The following is a 20,691-nucleotide window of genomic DNA, read 5'->3' as shown; positions in this document are numbered from 1 at the left end:
CCGAGAAAGCGCGGTGGGCGGGTCGCGATGAGAACCTGCGGCGCGGGGCTCGCCTGCGAGGAAATCGACCCCGGTGCCCCGGTGAATGGTAGGCTGCTGGCCCAGATCCTCCACGGACGCCGCTGCTTGCCCATGCCGAACGAGACCCCTCACGCCTTTCGCTTCACCCGGCCGCTGGCCGCGCTGCTCGTGGAGCTCGTCGCGCTCGCCGGATGCGTTGGAGACCCCTTTCATATCGGTTACGGCTCCGGCGGCGGCGGCGGCGGCGGCGGCGGTGGCGGCGGCGGCGGCGGGAGCGAGCCGATCGGCGGCGGCGGGAGCGAGCCGATCGGCGGCGGCGGCGGCGCCGGGGGCGGGACCGGCGGAGGGCCGCCCACCGTGCCGGTGATCTGGCCAGACTCGCCGACGAAACGCTGCTCGAACGGGACGACCGTGCTCGAGGCGTGCCCGGGACCGTCGGAGCCCTTCTTCGGACAGGACGGCAACTACGAGATCGCCGTTCCCTCCTACACAGAAGGCGACGGCACCGTGACGGACTCGGTGACCGGGCTCACGTGGGAAAAGGTGACGGAGAACGGGATGTTCACGCTGGAGGCCGCGCTCCAGCACTGCGCCGTGCTCGACGCCGAGCGCGCCGGCGGCATCGAGAAGTGGCGCCTGCCGACGCGGCGCGAGCTCGTCTCCATCCTGGATTTCGGCCACATCACGGCGTTTCCGGACATCTTCTTCACGGACTCCCAGGGCGGCTTCTACTGGTCCGCGACCGACGTCGACGCGGACAGCTCGTTCGCGTGGGGCGTGCTCGCCAGCGATGCGTCCGTCGGGTTCTCCCAGAAGGACATGTCCGGCGCGCGAGCCCTGTGCGTCGGAGGCGAGCGCGAGATGGCGCCGCCCGATCTGTCGTTCGGCGAGGAATGGGTGCTCGATGGGCTGACGGGGCTCATCTGGCAGCGTCAGGCCTCGTTGACCCGGTTCATCTGGAGCGGCGCGCTCGAGCACTGCGAGGAGCTCACCCTCGCCGGCAAGAGCGACTGGCGGCTGCCGAGCGCGAAGGAGCTGCTCTCGATCGTCGACGATCGGCTTTCCGGGCCGGCGATCGACCGGGATGCCTTCCCGGGGACGCCGTCCGATGTCTTCTGGTCGTCGACGCCCGCCATCAGCAGCGCCGACAAGGCCATCCTCGTCAACTTCACGAACGGCACATCGCAGGACCACTCGGTCCGCGCTCAGCGGCTCACGCGCTGCGTTCGCTCCGACGGGTGAGCGCCGCCCGAGCCTGGCGCATCCGATCGCGAAGACCGTCAGCGCCGACTCGCCGCGCGGGCCGAGCCCGATCGCGAAGGCCGCCGGCGCCGACCCGCCGCGCGGGCCGAGCGCCCAGCCCGCCGCGGCTCAGCCGCCGGGCTTGACGAACTTCAGGACGAAGCGGTCGCTCGTGCCCCGCTTCTCGCCGGCCACCATGGGCGAGGCGTTCCAGTCGCGCGTGTCCGTGGAGCTCCGGAGGAAGCTCGCCTCGGCCGCGAGCCGGAAGCCGGCCCGCTCGATCTCCTCGCGCACGACCTTCTCCTCGATGCGGTGGAGCGTCTTCACGTCGGCGACGCCAGTCCCCTCGCGCCCGGCGTGATCGATGATCGCGTACACGCCGCCGGGCTTGAGCGCGCGGAAGATCGCGCGGTTCATCGCGGCCCGGTCCGTCTCCATCCACACGGTGTCGTGGTAGAAGAGGATGAAGAACACGGCGTCGAGATCCCGCGCCTCGGGCGGCAGCGGGTCGTCGAGCTCACGGTCGACCCGGACCACCGGCTTCATGACGGGCTTCTTGAGCCGCTCGCTCCACGGCTTCTCGGCGAAGCGCTCGAGGACGAAGCGGTTGTTCTGCGCGTAGACGGCCCCGCCCGGGCCGACCACTCGCGCCAGGAGCTCGGCGGTGTACCCACCCCCAGCCTCGAGCTCCGCGACCTTCATCCCCGGCTGAATGCCGAAAAATGCGAGCGTTTCCGCGGGTTTCCGGCCGATGTCGAGCGCCCGGTCGGCGTCCGCCCGGTCGGCGGCGTCGACGACGGCGCGCAGGGCGGGGGGCACCTCGACCGAGGTGGCCTGGGACGGTGCCGACGCGGTCGCGTCGCTCGGGGGCGGGGTCGCCGTGGCAGGCGCCGTGTCGGGCTGGCCCGCCGGCGTGGCGAGCGGCGCAGGCGGAGCAGCGGGAGGCGCGGCGCCGCACCCGGCGAGCGCGGCAAGGGCAAGGGCGAGGAGGGCGTGAGGGCTTCGCACGCCGCGCTGTTAGCCGAGCGGGCTGAGCGACGCAAGCGGGTCGGGACGCGGGGCGGTCAGCGCAGCGTGGCGGCGGGCGCAGCGCCCGCAGGGGGGGCCGCGGCGGGCGCAGCGCCCGCAGGGGGGGCCGCGGCGGGCGCTGCATCCACGGTGGAGCTCACCGGCGGCGCCGGCGTTCGCAGGGGCAGGAGCGCCGCCTGCACCGCGGGAGCGAGCCGCGGCTGCGCCACAGCGGCGGCGTGCTGCGCTGCCGCGGGGTGCGTCGCGCTCAGACGGCCCCGGCCGACGCGCACGCTGGCGACTGCGATCCCGGCCAGCGCGACGCAGGCGATCGCCGCCGCGAGCAGGCGCTGCCGCGTCGCCCCGGCCGCCGGGAGGGCCGTGGCCGGCACCGAGGGCGACCGGAGCTCGTCCCGCGGCCGCTGCGACGAGGAGACCGCCGCCCTCACGGACGGGGCCAGGAGCGGATCGAGAGAGCTCTCGTCGCCGGACGCCGGCGCCACCGCGTGGAATCCGCCGCTCAGCGGGGCGCTCGACGGCTCCGGCAGCGCCGCGCCGTCCGCATCGAGCGGCTCGGCCTCGCCGCCGAGCGCTTGCGCAGCTCCGTTGAGGCGCCGCGTCACGCGCAGGGTGAAGGGGCTGTCCGCGTCGGCGCGCGTCAGCTCGCCCCCCTCGAGATCGTCGTCGCCGTCGGGGAAGGGGAAATCGGACGCGGGGGGGCCCGACGCGGGGGGGCCCGCCAAGCGCGACTCGGGCGGCTCTCTCAGCGCCGCGCTCACGAGCGCCGCGAGGTCCTCCGGCGCGCCGATCTCGTGGCCGGCCTCGCGGAGCGCCTCGATCGCCTCCAGCATGGCGCGCGCGTCGTGGAAGCGGTCCTCCCGGCGGGGCGCGAGCGCGCGCGCGAGGAGCGCCTCGAGCGCGGGGCTCACCTCGGGACGCAGCTCGCCCGCCCGCAGCATCTGCCCTTCGCGCGCCGCGGCCATGCGCGTGGCGGCGCTGGTCCCGGAGAACGGCCGCATGCCGGTGAGCATCTGGAAGAGGACCACCCCGAGCGCGAACAGGTCGGCGCGGGGGTCGACGCGCTCCCCGTCGAACTGCTCGGGCGGCATGTACGTCGGCTTCCCGACGAGATCGCGCCGGGCCACGTCGCCCGCCCCGCCTCGCGTGGCGATCGCCACGCCGAAATCCCCGATCTTCACCGCGCCGGTCAGCGAGATGAGCACGTTTCCCGGGCTCACGTCGCGGTGCACCATCAGCCGCCCCTCCGCGGCCGAGCGCTCGTGCGCGTAACCGAGCCCCTTGAGCACCTCGGATACAACGAAGAGCGCGACCGGCACCGGGACGGCCTCTCCCCGCGCCCAGAGCCATTTGCAGAGCCGCCCGAGATCCGTTCCGGACACGAACTCGAGCACGAGGTAGAAATCGCCCGCCTCGTCGATGCCGAAGTCGAGCACCTCATCGATGTTGGGGTGCTTGAGGTGGGTCATCATGCCCGCCTCGGCGATGAAGAGCTGCTTGAGATCGTCGCTGCCGGCGTGCATCGGGACGATTCGCTTGATGGCGACCGGGGCCTCCTCGCCGTCCGGCCCGAGCGCGACCGCGCGGAACACCTCGCCCATCCCGCCGCGCGCCATCCGCGGTCCGACGGCGTAACGCCCCAGAACAAACCCCCTCGATGGCGCGCTCTCCACGGTGCCCGACTGTAAATGGCACCGAGGGGTGGGGTAAAGGGGCGACCGCGCCCGACCGCCGGAGATGCTGCGGTCGATTGCACAAATCAACTCGCGGTGTGCCCTCCGCGCCCGAAACCCGGAGGTCATGAGCGCGGGCGTGGCGGCACGTCCACGACGAATGCGCGCCGGCCCGGCGACCTGGCACGGGGTGGGCCGACGTGTGTCGCCGGGCGCGGTACATGTCGCTGGATCTGGGTGGGTCTGGTACAAGTCCGCTCAGGACATGATGCGCGCTGCCCCGAACGATCCGACTCCGGTTGTCTTCATCACCGGCGCTTCCGCTGGATTTGGCGCCGCGATCGCCCGTCGCTTCGCCGGCCTGGGCGCTCGCCTGATCCTGGCCGCGCGCCGTTACGAGCGCCTGGAGGCGCTCGCCGCCGAGCTCACCGGCGGCGGGGCGGGTTCGTCGCCCGGCGACGGGGGCGGGCGGGCGGCTGCGGTCCACCTCGTCCGGCTGGATGTCCGGGACCGGGGCGCTGTGGACCGGGCGATCGCGGAGCTCCCGCCGGAGCTGTCCGAGGTGTCGGTGCTGGTCAACAACGCGGGCGGCGCGATCGGCCTCTCGCCGGCGCACACGGCGGACCCCGACGACTGGCAGCAGATGGTCGACACAAACATCAACGGGCTGCTCCACTGCACGCGGGCGCTCCTGCCCGGGATGGTGGCGCGCGACCGGGGGCATATCATCAACCTCGGCTCGGTGGCCGCGGAGACGCCGTATCCCGGGAGCAACGTCTACGGCGCGTGCAAGGCGTTCGTGGCGCAGTTCTCGCTGAACCTGCGCGCGGATCTCCTCGGCAGCCGGGTGCGCGTCACCGACATCGAGCCTGGCCTCGCCGAGACGGAGTTCTCGCTTGTGCGCTTCAAGGGCGACCAGGAGAGGGCCGCCGCGGTGTACCAGGGGGTGAAGCCCCTCTCGGCCGAGGACGTGGCCGAGGCCGTGATCTGGTGCGCGACGCTCCCCGAGCACGTCAATGTGAACCGGCTGGAGCTGATGCCCATCATGCAGGCGTTCGCCGGCTTCGCCGTGAAGCGGAGCTAGGTCCACCGTGGATTCATAAGAGAACGGACCACGGAGAGGGCACAGAGGCGAGAACAAGAGTAAGGAGGTACAGAGATAGAGAATCTTTGTCGATCTCTCCTTCTCTCGTCGGTGCCCTCTGTGCGTCCGTGGCTCGATCCTCTTCCCCCCCTCGCGGGACCAGGAGCGCCATGCCTCACGCCTGGTGGAGCAAGATCTCCAGGAGCCCGATCGCGGCGCGCCTGCGCATCCCGTCGACGGTCTCGGTCGCGCCGACGCACAGAGGACAGCCGGTCTTGTCGCAGCCGCACCCGGCGATGAGCTGCCGCGTGCGCGCGAGGAGCTCGTCGCGCTGCTCGTAGATGCGCTCGGCGAGGCCGACGCCGCCGGGTACGTTGTCGAACAGGAACAGCGTCGGATCGAAGACCCCGGCCATCTCGCCGCCAGGCGGGACGTCCGGCGCCCGCGCCTCGCTCCCGTCCTCCAGCGTCTGGCCAATGTCCCGCGGATCGCACATGAGCGAGAGCGTCGCGACCGTCTCCAGCGCCCGCGCGATCCCGCGCAGGCCGTCGATGGCGGTCGCGCGGCCGAGGCCGAGCTCCTCGCAGAGCGGCTCGGGCACCGTGAGCCAGAAAGCGGTCGTGTGCATCTGGATGTCGGGCAAACGCACGTCGCCATACCCCGCGTTCTCGTGCGTGTAGAACTTGATCTTCTTGTACCCCACCACCTTCTCCACGATGCTCACCTCGCCGAAAGAAGCGGTCGCCCGGCCGAGCGAGGCGGTCGCGCCCTCGTCGAGGATGCTCACCTTGCGGTGGGTGAGCGCGGTCGTGAAATAGTCGGGGACGACCTTCGTCACGAAGGCCTTGTGGTTCTCGTAATCGAGCCGCTCGACCTGGTACTGCTCGCCGTCGTGCTGGTAGATGGCCTGCTCATGGAGCATCGTCGGCGCAGCGCGCCAGTCGAGCTCCGCGAGCGTCTTGCCATGCGCCTTGTCGATGATGACGAAGTTGTCCCAGCCCACCGAGCGCAGGCTCACGTGGTTCGCCGGATAGGCGTCGGTCGCCCAGTGAAACCGATCGTTCGATTCGTGGATGACCCCCTTGTCCTGGAGAAAGCGGAGCGCCGCGACGGTGTCGTCCGCCGGCATCGCCGCGTAGGACTCGCCCTTGAGGAACGGCAGCTCGAACGCCGCGCACTTGAGGTGCTGCACGAGGATCTCGGTGTTGTGCGGATCGATCCGGGCCGACTCGGCGCTGCGCTCGAGCAGGTAGCTCGGGTTCCTCGCGAGGTACTGGTCGAGCGCCGCGCTCGTCGCGCACAGGACGGCGATGCTCGTCTTGCCGCGCCGGCCCGCGCGGCCGAAGCGCTGCCACGTCTCCGCGACCGACCCGGGATAGCCCGCGCAGATCACCGCGTCGAGCTCGCCGACGTCGATGCCGAGCTCGAGCGCGTTCGTGGCCACGACGCAGAGGATCTCGCCGTCGCGTAGCCCCCGCTCGACCCGGCGGCGCGTCTCCGGGAGGTAGCCGCCGCGGTAGGCCATGATCGCGTCCTCCGCCCCGATCTCCTTGCCGACGCCCTCGCGCAGGTACTTCAGCATGATCTCGACCGAGTTGCGCGACTGGCCGAACACAAGCGTCGGCACGCGGGCCCGCGCGAGATCCCCGGCGAGGCGCACCGCGCTCTTCAGGGTGCTGGCGCGCACCCCGAGCTCCGCGTTCACCACGGGCGGGTTGTACAGGAAGAAGCGCCGCGGCCCGCGCGGGGCGCCGGACTCGTCGATGAGCTCGATCTCGTCCTCGGCGATGCCCAGGAGGCGCGCGGCGTGCGCCCGCGGGTTGCCGATGGTCGCCGTCGCGCAGAGGAACGTCGGGCTCGAGCCGTGGAAGGCGGCGACGCGGCGCAGCCGGGCGAGCACGTGGGCGACGTGCGAGCCGAACACGCCGCGGTAGGTGTGGAGCTCGTCCAGCACGACGTAGCGCAGGCGCTGGAACGTCCGCGCCCAGTGCGCGTGGTGCGGCAGGATCCCCGCGTGGAGCATGTCGGGGTTGGTCATGACGATGGGGCTGCGCTCGCGCGCCGCCCGACGCGCGTCGCCCGGCGTGTCCCCGTCGTAGACGATGGCCGGGATCGTGAGCCCGGCCTCGCGGATGAGCGCGTGCAGGCCGGCCTCCTGGTCCCGGGCGAGCGCCTTGGTCGGGTACAGGTAGATCGCGCTGCCGCCCTGGCCCGACGCGGCGCCCTCCGCCAGCGCGTCGAGCACCGGGAGATGGAAGCAGAGGCTCTTGCCGCTCGCCGTGGGCGTGGCGACGACCACGTGCCGCCCGGCCCGCGCCGGCTCTTCGGCCGCCCCCGCGCCGCGCGGCGCGCGGGCGGCCGTGAACGCCCGGGCCTGGTGGTCGTAGAGCCGGGAGATGCCGCGCCGCTCCAGCGCGCCGCGGAGCGCCGGCGAGAGCGCCTCGGGCATCGCCGCGGTGCGCGCCTCGGCCGGCGGCAGCTCGCGATCCGCGGCGAAACACGGGCGAACGTAGCCCGACGCAAGCCACGACGAGATGACCGTCTCGACGCCGGTCTCGATCTTCCAGGGGGGCGACGGCATGACCCCGGCATACTAAACAGATGCGCCGTGTCGCTCAACCGGATCGGGCGCCGAGGGGGGCGGTGGGTGGATCTGCGATGACCCGCTACGCCGGATCTCGGCAGGCGGCGCAGGGGAGGGGCGCAGGGGAGGGCGAGGACCGGCGCGGCAGGCGCGCGTACATCGGAGAGAGGAGCTCTCGTGTCCTCGAACGAGATCGGATGTCGGCGGCTCTCCCGCCGTCGAGGCGCTGCGCGCGAGGCACACCGAGGCGCCGGCGAATGGCTCGTTTGCGCGCAACGGCTGGGAAGCGCGGATACGGCGCGTGAGGCGATGTCTCAGCGTCTCGGGCCATCCTGCTGCACCGACGGACGGCGGGAGGCGCGCCTCGCGGGGGCGCTCAGGCGCGGCCCCAGGGCGGGCGGGCCTGGTGTGCCGGTTGCCTGAGGACGAGCCGGCCGGCGACGGAGATCCGGAGTCGAGGTCCACAACCGCTCTTTGACCCGCCTGCTCCGGGCGACCGCTCGTCCGGGGCTGGCCACGAGGTGTCGCACATGAGAAACGCAGTGATCTTGACGCTCCTCGGCGCGTCGGCGGCGGGGTGCGCCGCGCGCACGCCGCCGTTCAGCGAGCGGATCGTCGCGTCGGAGGCGATGATCCGGGCCGCCGAGGAGGTCGGCGCCGAGGAGGTCCCGCCGGCGGACATCCACCTGTGCCTCGCCAGGGAGCAGGTGGAGCGAGCGAGGCGGCTGTCGGCCGAGGGCGTGCGCGATCGGGCGCGGCGCATGCTGCTGCGCGCGCAGGCGGACGCGGAGCTCGCGCTCGCCCTCACGCGCGAGGCGCGGGCCCAGGCGCTCGCGCGTGAGGCGGTCGCGGAGGTCGGATCCATCCATCAGCGGCTCCCCTAGGGGCTCGCGGGAAGAGGCGCGAAACCATGCGATACAACCAGGGGATCGTGGTCATGCTGCTCCTCGGCGGCCTGCTCGGGTGCGCGAGCGCCCCGCTTCCGCCGAAGGAGCTCATCGGCGCGCGGAAGAGCTACGCGCGCGCCCGAGCGGGCGCGGCGGCGGAGCTCGCGCCCGCCGATCTGCAAGGCGCGCTCGAGGCGCTGGAGCGCGCGGAGCGCGCGTTCGCCGAGGGGAGGGGGCTCGCCGAGGCGAGGGATCTCGCGTACCTCGCGGAGCGCCGGGCGCAGCTGGCCGAGGCGCTCGGGCGCACGGCGGCCATGGAGCGGCAGCGCGGCGCGGCCCTCCAGGCGTACGCCGAGGTGCAGATCGCGCGGAGCAGGAAGCGGGCGCCGGCGATCGAGCCGGCAGAGCCGCGCAAACCGCAGGAGAAGGCGCCCGCGCAGGCGAGCGCTCAGGAGCGCTCGCTGATGATCCTGAACAGGCGGTGAACGGGCCCGGAGCCCGCCCGGCGTCGCGCCGCTCCGGGCCGTTTGCTCCGCGCTGCACCATCGCGTAGAAGCGAGGGTGATGTCCTCTGGCGCAGCGCAAGCGTCGCCCGCCTCACACGTTCCGGACGAGCTCCCCCGAGGCGAGCGCGCCTCGCTCGCCTTCGTGGCCGTCGTTGCGCTCGTCTCGTGCGCCGCCGATCTGGCGACGAAGGCGTGGGCGCACGCGCGGCTCGCCGGGTTCGACGCGAAGCGGTCGGGTCCGAAGATCGTCACGGTCATCCCGGACCACCTGGATTTCATCTTCGCGCAGAACCCCGGCGGCGCCTGGAGCTTCCTCCGCAGCCTCCCGGACGGCCTGCGGCGGCCGTTCTTCCTGTTCGTCTCGGCCGCGGCGATCGTCTTCATCGTCTCGATCTACCGGCGCGTCCACAAGGACCAGACCGCGATGAAGTGGGGGCTCGCGCTGGCGCTCGGCGGCGCGATGGGCAACCTTGTCGACCGGATCCGCTACGGCTGGGTCATCGACTTCATCGACGTGTACGTGACCCGCGGCGGCCAGGAGTTTCACTGGCCGACGTTCAACGTCGCCGACATCGCGATCGTCGCCGGCGTCATCCTGATGTCGACGGACATGATCGCCTCCGCCCGCAAGGCGAGCGCTCCCTCTCCCGACCCGAGCGGCGCTCCCGGCAGCCCGGCAGGCAGCGACGCCGCCGCTCCGCTATCGACGGAAGCGCCTCCGCCGGCGCCGCCGGCCGCCTGAAGGACCGAAGCAGGCAGCGCGACCGGAGCAGGCTGTGCGCGCGCACGCCGGGAGGCACGACATGAAAGACGCGCGAGACGGGCGATACGGCGCGCGCGGAGGGAAGCCTTTGCCGGAGCGCTCGGTTTGTCGTAGAGGAACGCGCTCCGCATGACTGAAGACGCGACGCCGCGAGATGCTGCCGTGAAGACCGAGGGTGCCGAGGCGGAGCCGGACCGCGCCGCGCCGGTGAAGGCGCCGGAAGACGAGCCGCTGGCCGCCGGCGAGCGCGACGACGCGGGGCGCGTCTCCTCGCCGGAGGGGGACGCCGACGATGTGGTCGCACCGGCGAAGCCCACCTACCGCCCGTCGTATGCGTTCCTGCTCGGCGTGTCGGCGGTCACGCTTGTGGCCGATCTCGGCACGAAGTGGTGGGCCAAGGACCGGCTGGAGCCGCGCGCGCTCACCGACCTCGCCGACCTCGCCGACCTCGCCGCCTCGCCCCGGCCGTTCGCGCTCCGGAAGATCGAGGTGATCAAGGATCACCTGAACCTGATCTACGCGAAGAACCACGGCGGGGCGTGGGGCATCCTGGGCGACGAGAGCGAGGCGATCCGCCGTCCCTTCTTCCTCGTGGTCTCGCTCGCCGCGATCGTCTTCATCGTCTCGCTGTACCGGAAGCTCCACCCCTCCCAGATCGCGCTCCGGTGGGGGCTGCCGCTCGTGCTCGGCGGCGCGCTCGGGAACCTCGTCGACCGGATCCGTTACGGGTACGTCATCGACTTCATCCAGGTTCGGTTCACGCCGACGTTCGTGTGGCCGACGTTCAACGTGGCCGACATCGCGATCGTCGTGGGCGTCGGGCTGATGGCGATCGACATGTTCTCTCCCCAGCGCCCCGAGCTCGCGAGGAAGCCCTCCGGCGCGACCTCCGGCGCGACCGGAGCGAAGGCGTCGGCGGGCTGACCATGCGGCCCGAGCTGTTCCGCCTGCTCGACGTCGCGTTCCCTGCCTACTTCCTGCTGCTGCTGACCGGCTTCCTCTTCGCGACAGCGATCGGCGCCCTCTGGGCGCGGCGGATCGGCGAGGATCCGGACGTGGTCGTCGATCTGGGGCTCGCCTGCCTGCTCGCGGGGGTCATCGGCGGCAGGCTCCTCCACGTTATCGCCGACGGATACTTCTGGGATTACGTGCACCTGTGCACGGATCCGTCGCTTGTCGACTGGAAGGTCGAGCAGGCGCTCTGCGTGCCGCGGTACCACGGCGTCTGGGACGCCGCGAAGGGGGTCTGCCACCCGACCGAGCGCGATTGCCTGGCGTGGGCGAAGTTCTGGGCCGGCGGCCTGACGTACTACGGCGGCTTCTTCGGCGCGTCGGCGGCGGCGTACTGGCTGCTCAAGCGCGATCGGTTCCCGTTCTGGAAGGCGGCGGACATGGCGGGCTTCGCCGTGCCGCTGGGCCTCGGGTTCGGCCGGATGGGCTGCCTGCTCGCCGGCTGCTGCTTCGGCCAGCGCACCGACGGGGCGTTCGGGCTCTCGTTCCCGCCGAACAGCCCCGCGAGCGAGGCGCAGTTCAAGCTGCACGAGCTCGTGAGCGCGCGCGTGCCGTCGCACCCGGTGCACCCGACGCAGATCTACGAGTCGGCCATGTCGTTCGCCATCGCGGCGATCTGCATGCTCTACGTGCACGGGCGGAAGCGGTACGACGGGCAGGTCTTCGCGACGTTCCTCGGCCTCTACGCGCTCGGGCGCTTCACGCTCGAGTTCGGGCGCGCCGACGATCGAGGGGGCCTCCTCGGCCTGTCCACGTCGCAGCTCATCGGGCTCGCGATGGCCGGCGCGGCGATCGCGATCCACGTGACACGGAGCCGGAAGACGGCGCCCGCGGCGCCTGCGCCCGCCGCCTGAGCTCCACGGTCCCGGCGGGGCGGGGGCCCACCGATGATGCGCCGGGCGCGCGGGGCGCGGGGCGCAGAGGACGGGGCGCGGTGCCGCGGCCAGGACGCCCAGAGCGCGGTGCCGCCGACGATGCGCCGAGGACGACGCGCGGTGCCGTGGACCCTGCGCCGGGCGCAGAGGACGACGCGCAGAGGCGGCGCAGCCAGCCTGAACCGCGCCGGCCCTCAGCCCTTGGAGACTTCCTTCTCCTTGCGCTTCTTGTACGCCTCGCGCTGGGCGTCCGTCGGCGGCTTACCGAAGACGTACGCGAGGCCGATCGACACCACGTAGAGGATGCACATCGGCACGGCCATGACGAGCTGGCTGGTGATGTCGGGCGGCGTCAGGATGGCGGCCAGCACGAAGGCGGCGAACACGAACCAGCGGCCGAACAGGATGAGCTGCAGGTAGTTGATGACGCCCGCGAGGGAGAGAAACAGCACGATGAGCGGGATCTCGAAGATGATCCCGAAGCCGAGCAGGAGCTGGGCGACGAAGTCGAGATAGTCGCCCATCATCACGGTCGGTGTGATCGTCACCCCGCCGCTGCCGACCGTGCCGGCCATGCTGAGGAAGTAGCCGAACGAGATCGGAAAGGCCGCGCGCCAGCCGAACAGGCCGCCGCCCACGAACAGGATCGTCGAGAACAGGACGAAGGGGATGACGTAGCGCTTCTCGCGGGCGTAGAGGCCCGGCGCGACGAACGACCACAGCTGGTAGAAGATGAACGGCGAGGCCAGCGCCGCGCCGCCGAGCATCGACAGCTTGAAGTAAGCAATAAACGCGGCCGCGGGCGCGCCGAAGTGGAGCGAGGGGTCGCCCGGCAGGCTCTGCTCCCGCCACGCCTGCACGAACGGGATGGTCAGGAAGTGCAGGAGCTGCTCGCGCACCTCCCACCCCACGAAGCAGGCCGCGAAGAAGACGAGGATGCTCCGGACGAGCCGCTTGCGCAGCTCGTCGAGGTGCTCCCAGAACGACATCGGCTTGTCTTCGGTGGCATCCTCAACGGCCGCGGCGGCAGCGCCGGCCGCGGCGGCAGCGCCGGTCGCGGCGGCAGCGCCGGTCGCGGCGGCAGCGCCGGTCGCGGCGGCAGCGCCGGTCGCGGCGGCAGCGCCGGTCGCGGCGGCCGTCTCCGGGGAATCGCTCTTCGCCGCCACCTGCTCCTGGCTCATGACGCCGCTCCGTTCCCCGTCGCCGCGCCTGCCGTGGCCGCGGGCACCGGCGATGCCGTGGGCCCTTCCGTGATCGCCGCGTCTGCCGTGGCCGCGGGCACCGGCGGTGCCGTGGGCCCTTCCGTGATCGCCGCGCCTGCCGTGGCCGCGGGCTCTGCCGCGCTCGCCGCGACCGCTCCGCTCGCGCCCTCCGCCGCGGCCGCCAGCCTGGGCGAGGCGTCGATCTCGGATTCGTAGGCGTCGCAGCCGAGGACCGGGTACTCGCGCTCGCGGAGCGGCTGCACGTTCGGCGGGGGCTGCGGGGGCTCGGGCTCCGGTGGCCTGATGCGCGGCGTCGCCGAGACGACCGTGCCGACGGTGGCGGCGTCCATCACGGGCTTCACAAACGTCTCGATCACGTTCACCCGCGACAGGGCGCGGAGCTCGCGGATGTCGCGCTCCAGCCCCTCCTGGCGGATCAGATCGTCGATGCCGCTCTGCGACCGGAGCTCCGTGGTCATCCGGCGAACCTTGGTGATCCAGCTGCCCGCCGTCCGCATCATCGCAGGCAACCGTCGTGGGCCGACCACGATGATGCCCACGATGACGAGCACCATCATCTCGCCGAAGCTGAAGCCGAACACGGGCGCAAGCTAGCGCGCACCGGAGCGGGGATCCATAGCGACCCTCACACAGGCCGCGGGGGCGCGCTCGGCCCGACCGCGGCAGCACCCGGCGCCGCTCCGGGCAGGGGCGACGCCCGGCGGCCGCCTGGTCGCTGCGCCTCCGCCGGCGGCCGCGCGAGCTGCCCGCAGGCCGCGCCGACGTCGCCGCCGCCGGAGTAACGCACGATCGAGCCGACCCCGGCGGCGGAGAGGACCGCGCGGAACGCCTGGAGCCGCGCCGAGCGCAAGAACGGATCGGCCGCCGCGCCGCTGTCCTCGACGCCGCCGGGCAAGGGCAGGGGAGCGTCGGCCGGGCCGATCGCGTTGTAGGGGATCAGGCTGAGCCGAGGGAAGATCCCGTGCTGCGCGGCGAAGCCGCGGGCGAGCGCGGCCAGGCTCGCGGCGTCCTCGTCCGTGTCGTTCTGGCCCGCGAGCAGCGTGTACGCCCACATCGGCGCGTGCCCGGTCGCGCGCGCGTGCTCGCCCGCGGCGGCGAGGACCTCGTCGAGCGGGTGCGCGCCGTCGATCGGCATGAGCTGGCGCCGCCTGCCGGGCCGCACCGAGCCGAGCGAGAGGCCGAGCCGGACGCCGGGGACCTCGGCCGCGAGCCGCCGGATGCCCGACGGGAGCCCCGCCGTGCACACCGTGATGTTGCGCATGTCGATGGCCTGCGCGCTCGGCTCCGAGAGCACCCGGATCGCCTGGATGACGCGGTCGGCGTTGGCGAGCGGCTCGCCCATGCCCTGGAACAGCACGCCGTGCACGCGCGCGCCGCCGCCCGCGCGCTCGGTGGTCGCGCCGAGATCGCGGCGGATGAGCCGCACCTGCTCGACGATCTCCCAGGCCTCGAGGTTGCGCGTGAGGCCCATGCGCCCGGTGGCGCAGAAGGCGCAGGCGAGCGCGCAGCCGACCTGCGAGCTCACGCACGCCGAGTACCGGCCCGGCCGCTCGAGCGGGATGCGCACCGACTCGATCATCGCGCCGTCCTCCAGACGGAACGCGTACTTCACGAACGGATCCTCGGCGCTCGCGCGCCGCTCCACCAGCGCGAGCGTCCGGATCTCGCCCGCCGCGCGCGCCGCCTCGAGCGCGACGCGCCGGACGGTCGCGGGCGCGCGCGCGGGCAGCTCCCCGAGGCGGTGCGCCAGCGAGACGATGCGGCGCGCGTCGGTGAGATCGATGCCGCACGCGGCGGCGAGCTCGTCCGGGAGCACGGCCTGGAGCGCGAGGCGAGGGCGACGTTCGTCCGAGGTGCTTTTGGGGCGGAGATCCACGGCGGATACCGACTAGCGCGCCAGGGGGGCCCAGTCTACGGTCGCCCGCGCATGCTTCGCCCGATCCGCTGGATGTGGCGCGGTATCGCGCCTCTGCTCGCGGCGGGGCTCGCCCTGGCGCCGGCCGGCGCGGCGCAGGCGTCGCCGGAGGACGTGCTCGGCTTCGGCGCGCGCGCGAGCGCCATGGGCGCGACCGGCGCCGCGGTCGCGGAGGGCTACGAGGCCGTCTACGCGAACCCGGCGCTCCTGTCGCTGTCGCGCGAGCGCCGGCTCACGCTGGGGCTCGCGGGCGCGATCTTCGACCTCCGCGCGGGCGGCCGGCGGCTCTCGTACGCGCCGCTGCGCGGCAGCTTGATCGGCGCCACGGTGCCGATCCCGTTCGGCGGCGCGCTCGCGGACCGCGTGACGATCGGCCTCGGCTTCTTCGCGCCGTTCGACGTGGTCGTCCGCGGGCGGATCCTCTACCCGGAGACGCCGCAGTTCCCGATCGCGGACCGCACCCAGTCGGTCGCGGTGCAGGCGGCGCTCGGCGCGGCGCTCGGGCGCGGCGTCCAGGTGGGCGCCGGCTTCGCCGCGCTGGCGGCGCTCTCCGGCTCGGTGACGGTGGCGACCGACGCGTCCGGCCGCGTGGGCACGCTCGTCGAGGACACGCTCGTCGCGAGCTACGGGCCGATCCTCGGCGCGAGCTACGACATCGGCGCGTACCGCGTCGGGGCCACGTTCCGCGGCGAGCTCGTCGGGCGCTTCCACGTCGTCATCCACGCCGACGATCTCGGGGGGATCGCCGTGCCGCCGCTCCACATCGCGGGGATCGCGCAGTACGATCCGGCGCAAGTCGCGCTCGAGGTGGCGCGCGTGAAGGGCCCCTGGAAGGTGGCGATCGGCGCGACGTACAAGCGCTGGTCGGACTACCCCGGCCCTGTCGAGGCGACGGTGCGCTGCCCGGAGGTCGATCCCGGTACGGGCGAGCCGTTCACCGGCTCCTGCACGGCGCCGGCGCCCGCGGACCCGGGGTACTCGGACACGGTCGTGCCGCGCGTCGGCGTGGAGCGCAGCCTCGCGCTGCGGCCGGGGGCCACGGCGCACGCGCGCGGCGGCGCCTACGTGGAGCCGTCGCCCGCGCCCGAGCAGACGGGCGCGTCGAACCTCTACGACAACGCGCGCGTCGCCCTCTCGCTCGGCTACGGGCTCGCGCTCGCCGCGCCGCTGCCGCGGCTGACGCTGGACCTGTTCGCCGAGGTCCAGGTGCTCCTGCCGCGCGCGCACCAGAAGCGCGGCGAGCAGGCCGCGGGCGGCGGGGACGGCGGCGACCGCGCGGTGCGCACGCGGGGCGTCCTCGTCGCGGGCGGGACGACGCTCGGGGTGGCGTTCTGATGCGCCGGCTCTCCTGCGCCGCCGCCTCGCTGCTGGCGCTCCTCGCCGCCGGGCGAGCGCGCGCGCACGCGCCCGACACGTACGGCTTCGGCTCGCGCGGCGCCTCGATGGGCGGCGCGCTCGCGGCCGACGCGACCGATTTCTCGGCGAGCTACTACAACCCGGCGGGCCTCGTCGGCGCGACGGGGCTCGGCCTCTCGATCGGCTACGGTCACGCGTCGAACCGCCTGCGGTTCAACGATCGCGGCAGCGGGGTGCGCGACGTCCACGGGCTCTCGGGCGGCCTCGTCGTGCCGGGCGAGGTGCTCGGCGTCCCGTTCGCGTTCGGCCTGGCGACGTTCCTGCCGGACGACGGGCTGTCGCGGATCAAGGCGATCCGCCAGGAGACGCCGCGCTGGGAGCTCTACGACGACCGGCTCTCGATCCTGTTCCTCGCCGCGAACATCGCGGTGCGCCCGCTCCCGTTCCTGGAGCTCGGCGGCGGCGTCGCGTTCCTGGCCTCGACGCGGGGCCGCTTCTCGGTGACGGGCCGCGCCGACGCGCTCTCTCCCCACGACTCCGCGCTCCGCCACGAGGTGGACGCCGACCTCACGTCGATCCGCTACCCGCAGCTCGGCGCCCGGGTGCGCGCCGGAGATCTCGGCTTCGTCGGGGTCGTCTACCGCGGGGAGGCGAAGCTCCCGCTGTCGATCGACGCGCGGCTGCGAGGGATCGTCGACTTCGCGGGCATCGAGGTGCCGCTCCTCTACGAGCTCGAGTCGCGCACCGTCGACGCGTTCCTGCCGCAGCAGGTCGTCGTGGGGGCGAGCTTCCAGCGGATCGAGGGCCTGCGCGTGAACCTCGACGTCACGTGGGTGAACTGGTCGGCCTACGAGAGCCCGGTGGCGAGGACGCGGGCGCACCTCGAGGCGGCGCCGCCCCCGGACCTGCCGCTCGATCTGCCCGACGAGCCGAGGCCCACGTCCGTGGTGCCGCTCCGGTTCGCGGATCGGCTCGTGCCGCGGCTGGGCGTCGAGTACGTGCTCGTCGCGGCGGGGGGCTTGCGCAAGGTGGCCGGGCAGGGCGCGCAGGGGGGAGCGCGCCGCGCGGTCGAGATCCCGCTCCGCGCGGGGTACGTCTACGAGCGCTCGCCGGTCCCGCCGCAGCGGGGCGTGACGAACTACGTCGATGCGGATCGGCACACGATGTCGCTGGGCGCGGGCGCCGTCCTGAATCGCCCGCTGGAGGAGCTGCCGGGGTCGCTCCGGATCGACCTCCACGGGCAGCTGTCGGTGCTGCCGGAGGTGATCGTGGAGAAGGATAACCCGGCGGATTTCGTGGGCGATTACCGCGCGGGCGGGACGATGGTGAACCTCGGGGCGACGGTGACGGCCGCGTTCTGAGGTGGAGCTTGCCGCCTGCGTCTACCGGTGATCGCGACGCGCGCTAGCATCCGCCGCCATGCATGGGCCTCCTCACCCGCTCGTCCGCCGTTCGACCGCGGTCCCCGCGCTCTTGCTGTCGTGCGTGTCGCTCGCCGCGTCCTGCGCGACGCTGCCGTCGGACAGCGACGAGGGCAGCTTGCCGAGCGCCCTCGCCGGGCCGTTCCGGGCGATCGATCAGGAAGAGCTGGGCAACTCCAGGGCAGCCCCGCACGTGATGAACGACGACGAGCGCTTCGCGCGCGACGCGTCCGTTGTCGATCTCGACGGCGACCCCTCCACGCTCGCGGCCGCCGGCTTCTTCGCCGCCACGCTCCGCCCCGAGGACGCCCCGCCGGACCCGCTGGCCCCGCCGAACGCGATCGTCCGCCACGACGCCGCGGACGGCCGCTCGTTCGGGCGAGCGGCCGTGACGGTCCTCACGCCGGAGCTGCCCTGGGAAGGCGGCGTGGCGGCGGCCCCTTCGGCGCTCCTCGTGGGCGGCGAGATCTGGCTCTACTACGCGGCGGAAGGCGGCATCGGCCTCGCGCGCAGCGCCGACGGGGTCGCCTTCGCGCGTGCGCCATCGCCCGTGCTCGCGCCGCTCGCGTCCGGCGACGGCGGCTGGGAGCGCGGCGCCGTCCCCGGCAGCCCCGGCGTGGTCCGCCTGCCCGACGGCTCGCTCCGGATGTTCTACGTCGTCGCGGGCGACGGCGACGCCTCGTTCGTGGGCGAGGCGCGCAGCGACGACGGCCTCGCCTGGGAGCGCGTCGGCGACGGCCCCGCGCTCGCGCCGGCGCCCCGGCCGGCGCGAGCGCGGGCCGGCGCGCCGGTGAGCGAGGACGAGCCCTTCGACAGCGCCGCCGTCTTTGACCCCGCCCCGGTGCTCGCCGTCTCGGCCTCGGGCCGCCCGAGCCTGCGCGTCTACTACGCGGGCCGCGACAGCGCGGGGCGATCCGCGATCGGCCTCGCGGCCCGCTTCGGTCCCGACGGACCGCTCCAGCGCGCGGCGGCGCCGGTGTTCGGCGCGTCGTCCGCGCTCGCGCCGCGCGCGCCCTGCGTGGCCGCCTACCCCGGGTTCTCGCTGCTGTTCGTCACGCAGGCGGCCGGGGCGGGCGACGGCCAGCGCTACCCCGCGGTCGCCGCCGGCGTCGCGCCGGCCGACGCGTCGCTCCCGCCGCCCGGGCCGTGAGCGCGCTCGGGCCGCCGGCCCGCCGCGCCGCCCGTCGCGCCGCAGTTGACGCCGTGGGCCCCGGCACAACGACCTCCGCGTCGACACCATCGTTCGACGCACGCACGACGCAATCGCCAGCGCACCGGCCGATCGAGCCCGTGCTCGACGAGGCCCACGGAGGAATCATGTCCATCGCCAGAGTGGGTGAGCCCGCCCCCGAGTTCACGCTCCCCGCGTTCGATCCCGCCGCCCCGAACCGCAGCGATCTCTCGATCTCCCTGTCGGATCACAGCGGCCGGTGGCTCCTGTTCTTCTTCTATCCGATGGACTTCACCTTCGTCTGTCCGACCGAGATCCTCGCGCTGGCCGACCGGCGAGCCGATTTCGATCAGCTCGGCGCGAGCCTCCTCGGCTGCTCGACCGACACGATCTACACCCACCGGGCCTGGGCGATGATGCCCCGGGAGCAGAACGGCATCGCGGGCGTGAACTACCCGATCGCCGCCGACCACTCGGGCGAGGTGGCGCGCAAGTACGGCGTCCTCATCGAGGGCGTCCACGCGGCGCTGCGCGGGCTCTTCATCATCGATCCCAAGGGCCTGCTCCAGTACGCCGTGATCCACTCGCTCAACATCGGCCGCTCGACCGACGAGACGCTCCGTGTGCTCGCGGCGCTCCAGACCGGCGGCCTGTGCCCGTCCGACTGGAAGCCGGGCAAGGACACGATCGAGATCGCGGCGGAGCGGCGCCGTGCTGCCTAGCGGCGCGCCGATGCCCTCGTTCGAGGGCGCGACGCGCTGGTTGCACGGCGAGCCCACGCCCGCGTCGCTGAAGGGCGCGCCGGCCGTCGTGCATTTCTGGGCGGTGTCGTGCTCGCTCTGCAAGGACAACCTGCCCACCCTGCGCGCGTGGAAGGAGAAGTACGGGCCCCGCGGCGTCCGCTTCGTCTCGGTCCACATGCCGCGCCAGGAGTCCGACACGCGCGTCGATCAGGTGGAGGCCGTCGTGGAGGAGACCGGCATGGACGAGCCGGTCGCCATCGACAACGCGCACGCGATCGGCGACCGCTTCCAGACGGGCGGCCTCTGGCCCGCGTACTTCCTGTTCGACGGCGAGGGGAAGCTGAGGGCGCGATCCGCGGGCGCCGCAGGGCTGTCGCACTTGGAGCGCACGCTCGCGCAGCTCACGGCCGGGTAGGGCGGCTGAGCGGCCCGGCCGGACGCGCGACAAGCGCCGGCCCGGCGCGGCTCGCCAGGTCGAGGGCCACCCGGCTCTCCGGGAGCTCGTCGACGCGTGGCATGGAATAGGTCTGGATGCTGGGGATGGCCATGGTTGTTCCTCTCTCACGTGATCCGCGTTTCATCTCGGCGGCTCGGGCGAGGCGCGAGAGGCGTGGTCGCCGCGCTGCCCCTGCCCGCGCCGCGCTTCAGCGTTGGGCGCCCTGCGCGAGCCGGCCTTCGATCCACTGGCGGAGCGCCTTCTTGTCCACCTTGCCGACGCTCGTCGTGGGGAGCGCGTCGAGCCACTCGATGCGATCGGGCACCTTGTACTGAGCGACGCCGCGCTCGCGCAGGAAGGCGTTGATCTCGCGCGCGGCCGGCGGCTGCCCGCGGGGCACGAGGAACGCGCACGATCGCTCGCCGAGGCGCTCGTCCGGCATGGCGACGAGCGCCGCGTCGCGCACCGCCGGGTGGGCGAGGACGTGGTTCTCGACCTCCTCGGCCGCGATCTTCTCGCCGCCGCGGTTGATCTGATCCTTGGCGCGGCCCTCGACGACCAGGTAGCCCGCCGGCGTCCGCCGCACGAATAGGTACGTCGTCACATCCCGCTCCGATGGGCTTCGAGAGCCGCGTGGGCTCGATTCATCGGGCTCTGGACGTGAAGTCGCGGGCCGCTGCTCAACCGATTATATGATAACGAAAATCAGTTTCAAGTGACTCATGACACGTTGATTGACAACTGTCAAGGATTC

General features: G+C 73.2%; 19 protein-coding genes and 1 pseudogene. 12 read left to right on the top strand and 8 right to left on the bottom strand.

The genetic code is table 11. From position 1 onward, the window contains the following. Nucleotides 1-132: 132 nt before the first annotated feature. Nucleotides 133-1,263 (top strand): DUF1566 domain-containing protein, encoded by a 1,131-nt coding sequence (locus WME75_RS20515; protein WP_437493356.1) that lies wholly within the window; start codon nucleotides 133-135, stop codon nucleotides 1,261-1,263. Between the two features lie 129 nt (nucleotides 1,264-1,392). Here the strand turns inward: WME75_RS20515 and WME75_RS20510 are convergent, their stop codons facing one another. Together WME75_RS20510 and WME75_RS20505 are read right to left on the bottom strand one after the other, a co-directional pair. After that, entirely contained in the window at nucleotides 1,393-2,271 is an 879-nt protein-coding gene (locus WME75_RS20510; protein WP_437493353.1) for a class I SAM-dependent methyltransferase, read from the bottom strand. 56 nt (nucleotides 2,272-2,327) lie between these two features. Further along, complete coding sequence (locus WME75_RS20505; protein WP_437493351.1) at nucleotides 2,328-3,905, bottom strand: serine/threonine protein kinase; 1,578 nt, start codon at nucleotides 3,903-3,905, stop codon at nucleotides 2,328-2,330. Nucleotides 3,906-4,227: 322 nt separating this feature from the next. On the opposite strand from WME75_RS20505, the gene WME75_RS20500 reads away from it, so the two are divergent. Next, nucleotides 4,228-5,046, top strand: a complete 819-nt coding sequence (locus WME75_RS20500; protein ID WP_437493348.1) for an SDR family NAD(P)-dependent oxidoreductase — start codon at nucleotides 4,228-4,230, stop codon at nucleotides 5,044-5,046. A gap of 175 nt (nucleotides 5,047-5,221) precedes the next feature. Here the strand turns inward: WME75_RS20500 and WME75_RS20495 are convergent, their stop codons facing one another. Continuing rightward, entirely contained in the window at nucleotides 5,222-7,627 is a 2,406-nt protein-coding gene (locus WME75_RS20495) for a DEAD/DEAH box helicase (RefSeq protein WP_437493345.1), read from the bottom strand. Between the two features lie 533 nt (nucleotides 7,628-8,160). On the opposite strand from WME75_RS20495, the gene WME75_RS20490 reads away from it, so the two are divergent. From WME75_RS20490 to WME75_RS20470, 5 genes are all read left to right on the top strand, one after another. Further along, nucleotides 8,161-8,514, top strand: a complete 354-nt coding sequence (locus WME75_RS20490) for a DUF4398 domain-containing protein (RefSeq protein ID WP_437493342.1) — start codon at nucleotides 8,161-8,163, stop codon at nucleotides 8,512-8,514. A gap of 26 nt (nucleotides 8,515-8,540) precedes the next feature. Beyond that, on the top strand, nucleotides 8,541-9,002 hold the full coding sequence (locus WME75_RS20485; protein ID WP_437493339.1) for a DUF4398 domain-containing protein: 462 nt from the start codon (nucleotides 8,541-8,543) through the stop codon (nucleotides 9,000-9,002). 79 nt (nucleotides 9,003-9,081) lie between these two features. Beyond that, nucleotides 9,082-9,765, top strand: a complete 684-nt coding sequence (lspA, locus tag WME75_RS20480) for a signal peptidase II (RefSeq protein WP_437493336.1) — start codon at nucleotides 9,082-9,084, stop codon at nucleotides 9,763-9,765. Between the two features lie 183 nt (nucleotides 9,766-9,948). Beyond that, nucleotides 9,949-10,710 (top strand): signal peptidase II, encoded by a 762-nt coding sequence (lspA, locus tag WME75_RS20475; protein WP_437493334.1) that lies wholly within the window; start codon nucleotides 9,949-9,951, stop codon nucleotides 10,708-10,710. Between the two features lie 2 nt (nucleotides 10,711-10,712). Further along, on the top strand, nucleotides 10,713-11,651 hold the full coding sequence (locus WME75_RS20470; RefSeq protein WP_437493331.1) for a prolipoprotein diacylglyceryl transferase: 939 nt from the start codon (nucleotides 10,713-10,715) through the stop codon (nucleotides 11,649-11,651). Nucleotides 11,652-11,866: 215 nt separating this feature from the next. Here the strand turns inward: WME75_RS20470 and tatC are convergent, their stop codons facing one another. The 3 genes from tatC to rlmN are packed head-to-tail and all read right to left on the bottom strand — an operon-like array spanning nucleotide 11,867 to nucleotide 14,771. Next, nucleotides 11,867-12,853, bottom strand: a complete 987-nt coding sequence (tatC, locus tag WME75_RS20465; RefSeq protein WP_437493328.1) for a twin-arginine translocase subunit TatC — start codon at nucleotides 12,851-12,853, stop codon at nucleotides 11,867-11,869. Beyond that, nucleotides 12,850-13,476 (bottom strand): Sec-independent protein translocase protein TatB, encoded by a 627-nt coding sequence (gene tatB / locus WME75_RS20460; protein ID WP_437493325.1) that lies wholly within the window; start codon nucleotides 13,474-13,476, stop codon nucleotides 12,850-12,852. The genes tatC and tatB overlap by 4 nt, the downstream gene beginning before the upstream one ends. Before the next feature lie 44 nt (nucleotides 13,477-13,520). Beyond that, nucleotides 13,521-14,771 carry a 23S rRNA (adenine(2503)-C(2))-methyltransferase RlmN gene (gene rlmN / locus WME75_RS20455; RefSeq protein WP_437493322.1) on the bottom strand — a complete coding sequence of 417 codons (1,251 nt, stop codon included), beginning with the start codon at nucleotides 14,769-14,771 and terminating at the stop codon, nucleotides 13,521-13,523. A 51-nt stretch (nucleotides 14,772-14,822) separates the two neighbouring features. Here rlmN and WME75_RS20450 point away from each other — a divergent pair, with 51 nt between their 5' ends. The 5 genes from WME75_RS20450 (at nucleotide 14,823) to WME75_RS20430 (ending at nucleotide 19,916) form a co-directional block, all read left to right on the top strand. Next, nucleotides 14,823-16,145: an OmpP1/FadL family transporter gene (locus WME75_RS20450; protein ID WP_437493319.1), complete on the top strand. Its 1,323-nt coding sequence runs from the start codon at nucleotides 14,823-14,825 to the stop codon at nucleotides 16,143-16,145. Continuing rightward, complete coding sequence (locus tag WME75_RS20445) at nucleotides 16,145-17,527, top strand: OmpP1/FadL family transporter (protein WP_437493316.1); 1,383 nt, start codon at nucleotides 16,145-16,147, stop codon at nucleotides 17,525-17,527. The genes WME75_RS20450 and WME75_RS20445 overlap by 1 nt, the downstream gene beginning before the upstream one ends. 58 nt (nucleotides 17,528-17,585) lie before the next feature. Next, nucleotides 17,586-18,737, top strand: coding sequence for a hypothetical protein (locus WME75_RS20440; protein ID WP_437493313.1), 1,152 nt, complete (start codon nucleotides 17,586-17,588; stop codon nucleotides 18,735-18,737). 167 nt (nucleotides 18,738-18,904) lie between these two features. Continuing rightward, complete coding sequence (locus WME75_RS20435; protein ID WP_437493310.1) at nucleotides 18,905-19,480, top strand: peroxiredoxin; 576 nt, start codon at nucleotides 18,905-18,907, stop codon at nucleotides 19,478-19,480. 10 nt (nucleotides 19,481-19,490) lie between these two features. Next, nucleotides 19,491-19,916 carry a TlpA family protein disulfide reductase gene (locus WME75_RS20430; RefSeq protein ID WP_437493307.1) on the top strand — a complete coding sequence of 142 codons (426 nt, stop codon included), beginning with the start codon at nucleotides 19,491-19,493 and terminating at the stop codon, nucleotides 19,914-19,916. On the opposite strand, the gene WME75_RS20425 is transcribed toward WME75_RS20430, so the two are convergent. Continuing rightward, nucleotides 19,903-20,049: a hypothetical protein gene (locus WME75_RS20425; RefSeq protein WP_437493304.1), complete on the bottom strand. Its 147-nt coding sequence runs from the start codon at nucleotides 20,047-20,049 to the stop codon at nucleotides 19,903-19,905. The two genes, WME75_RS20430 and WME75_RS20425, sit on opposite strands and share 14 nt — an antisense overlap. Nucleotides 20,050-20,145: 96 nt before the next feature. After that, nucleotides 20,146-20,523: pseudogene (locus WME75_RS20420) on the bottom strand (AMP-binding enzyme); the annotation flags it as partial. Nucleotides 20,524-20,691: the final 168 nt, after the last annotated feature.

Origin of the sequence: Sorangium sp. So ce1014, assembly GCF_051521505.1 — a bacterium.
In the GTDB taxonomy this organism is placed as follows: Bacteria; Myxococcota_A; Polyangia; order Polyangiales; family Polyangiaceae; genus Sorangium.
This window is presented reverse-complemented; position numbering and strand designations above follow the sequence as displayed.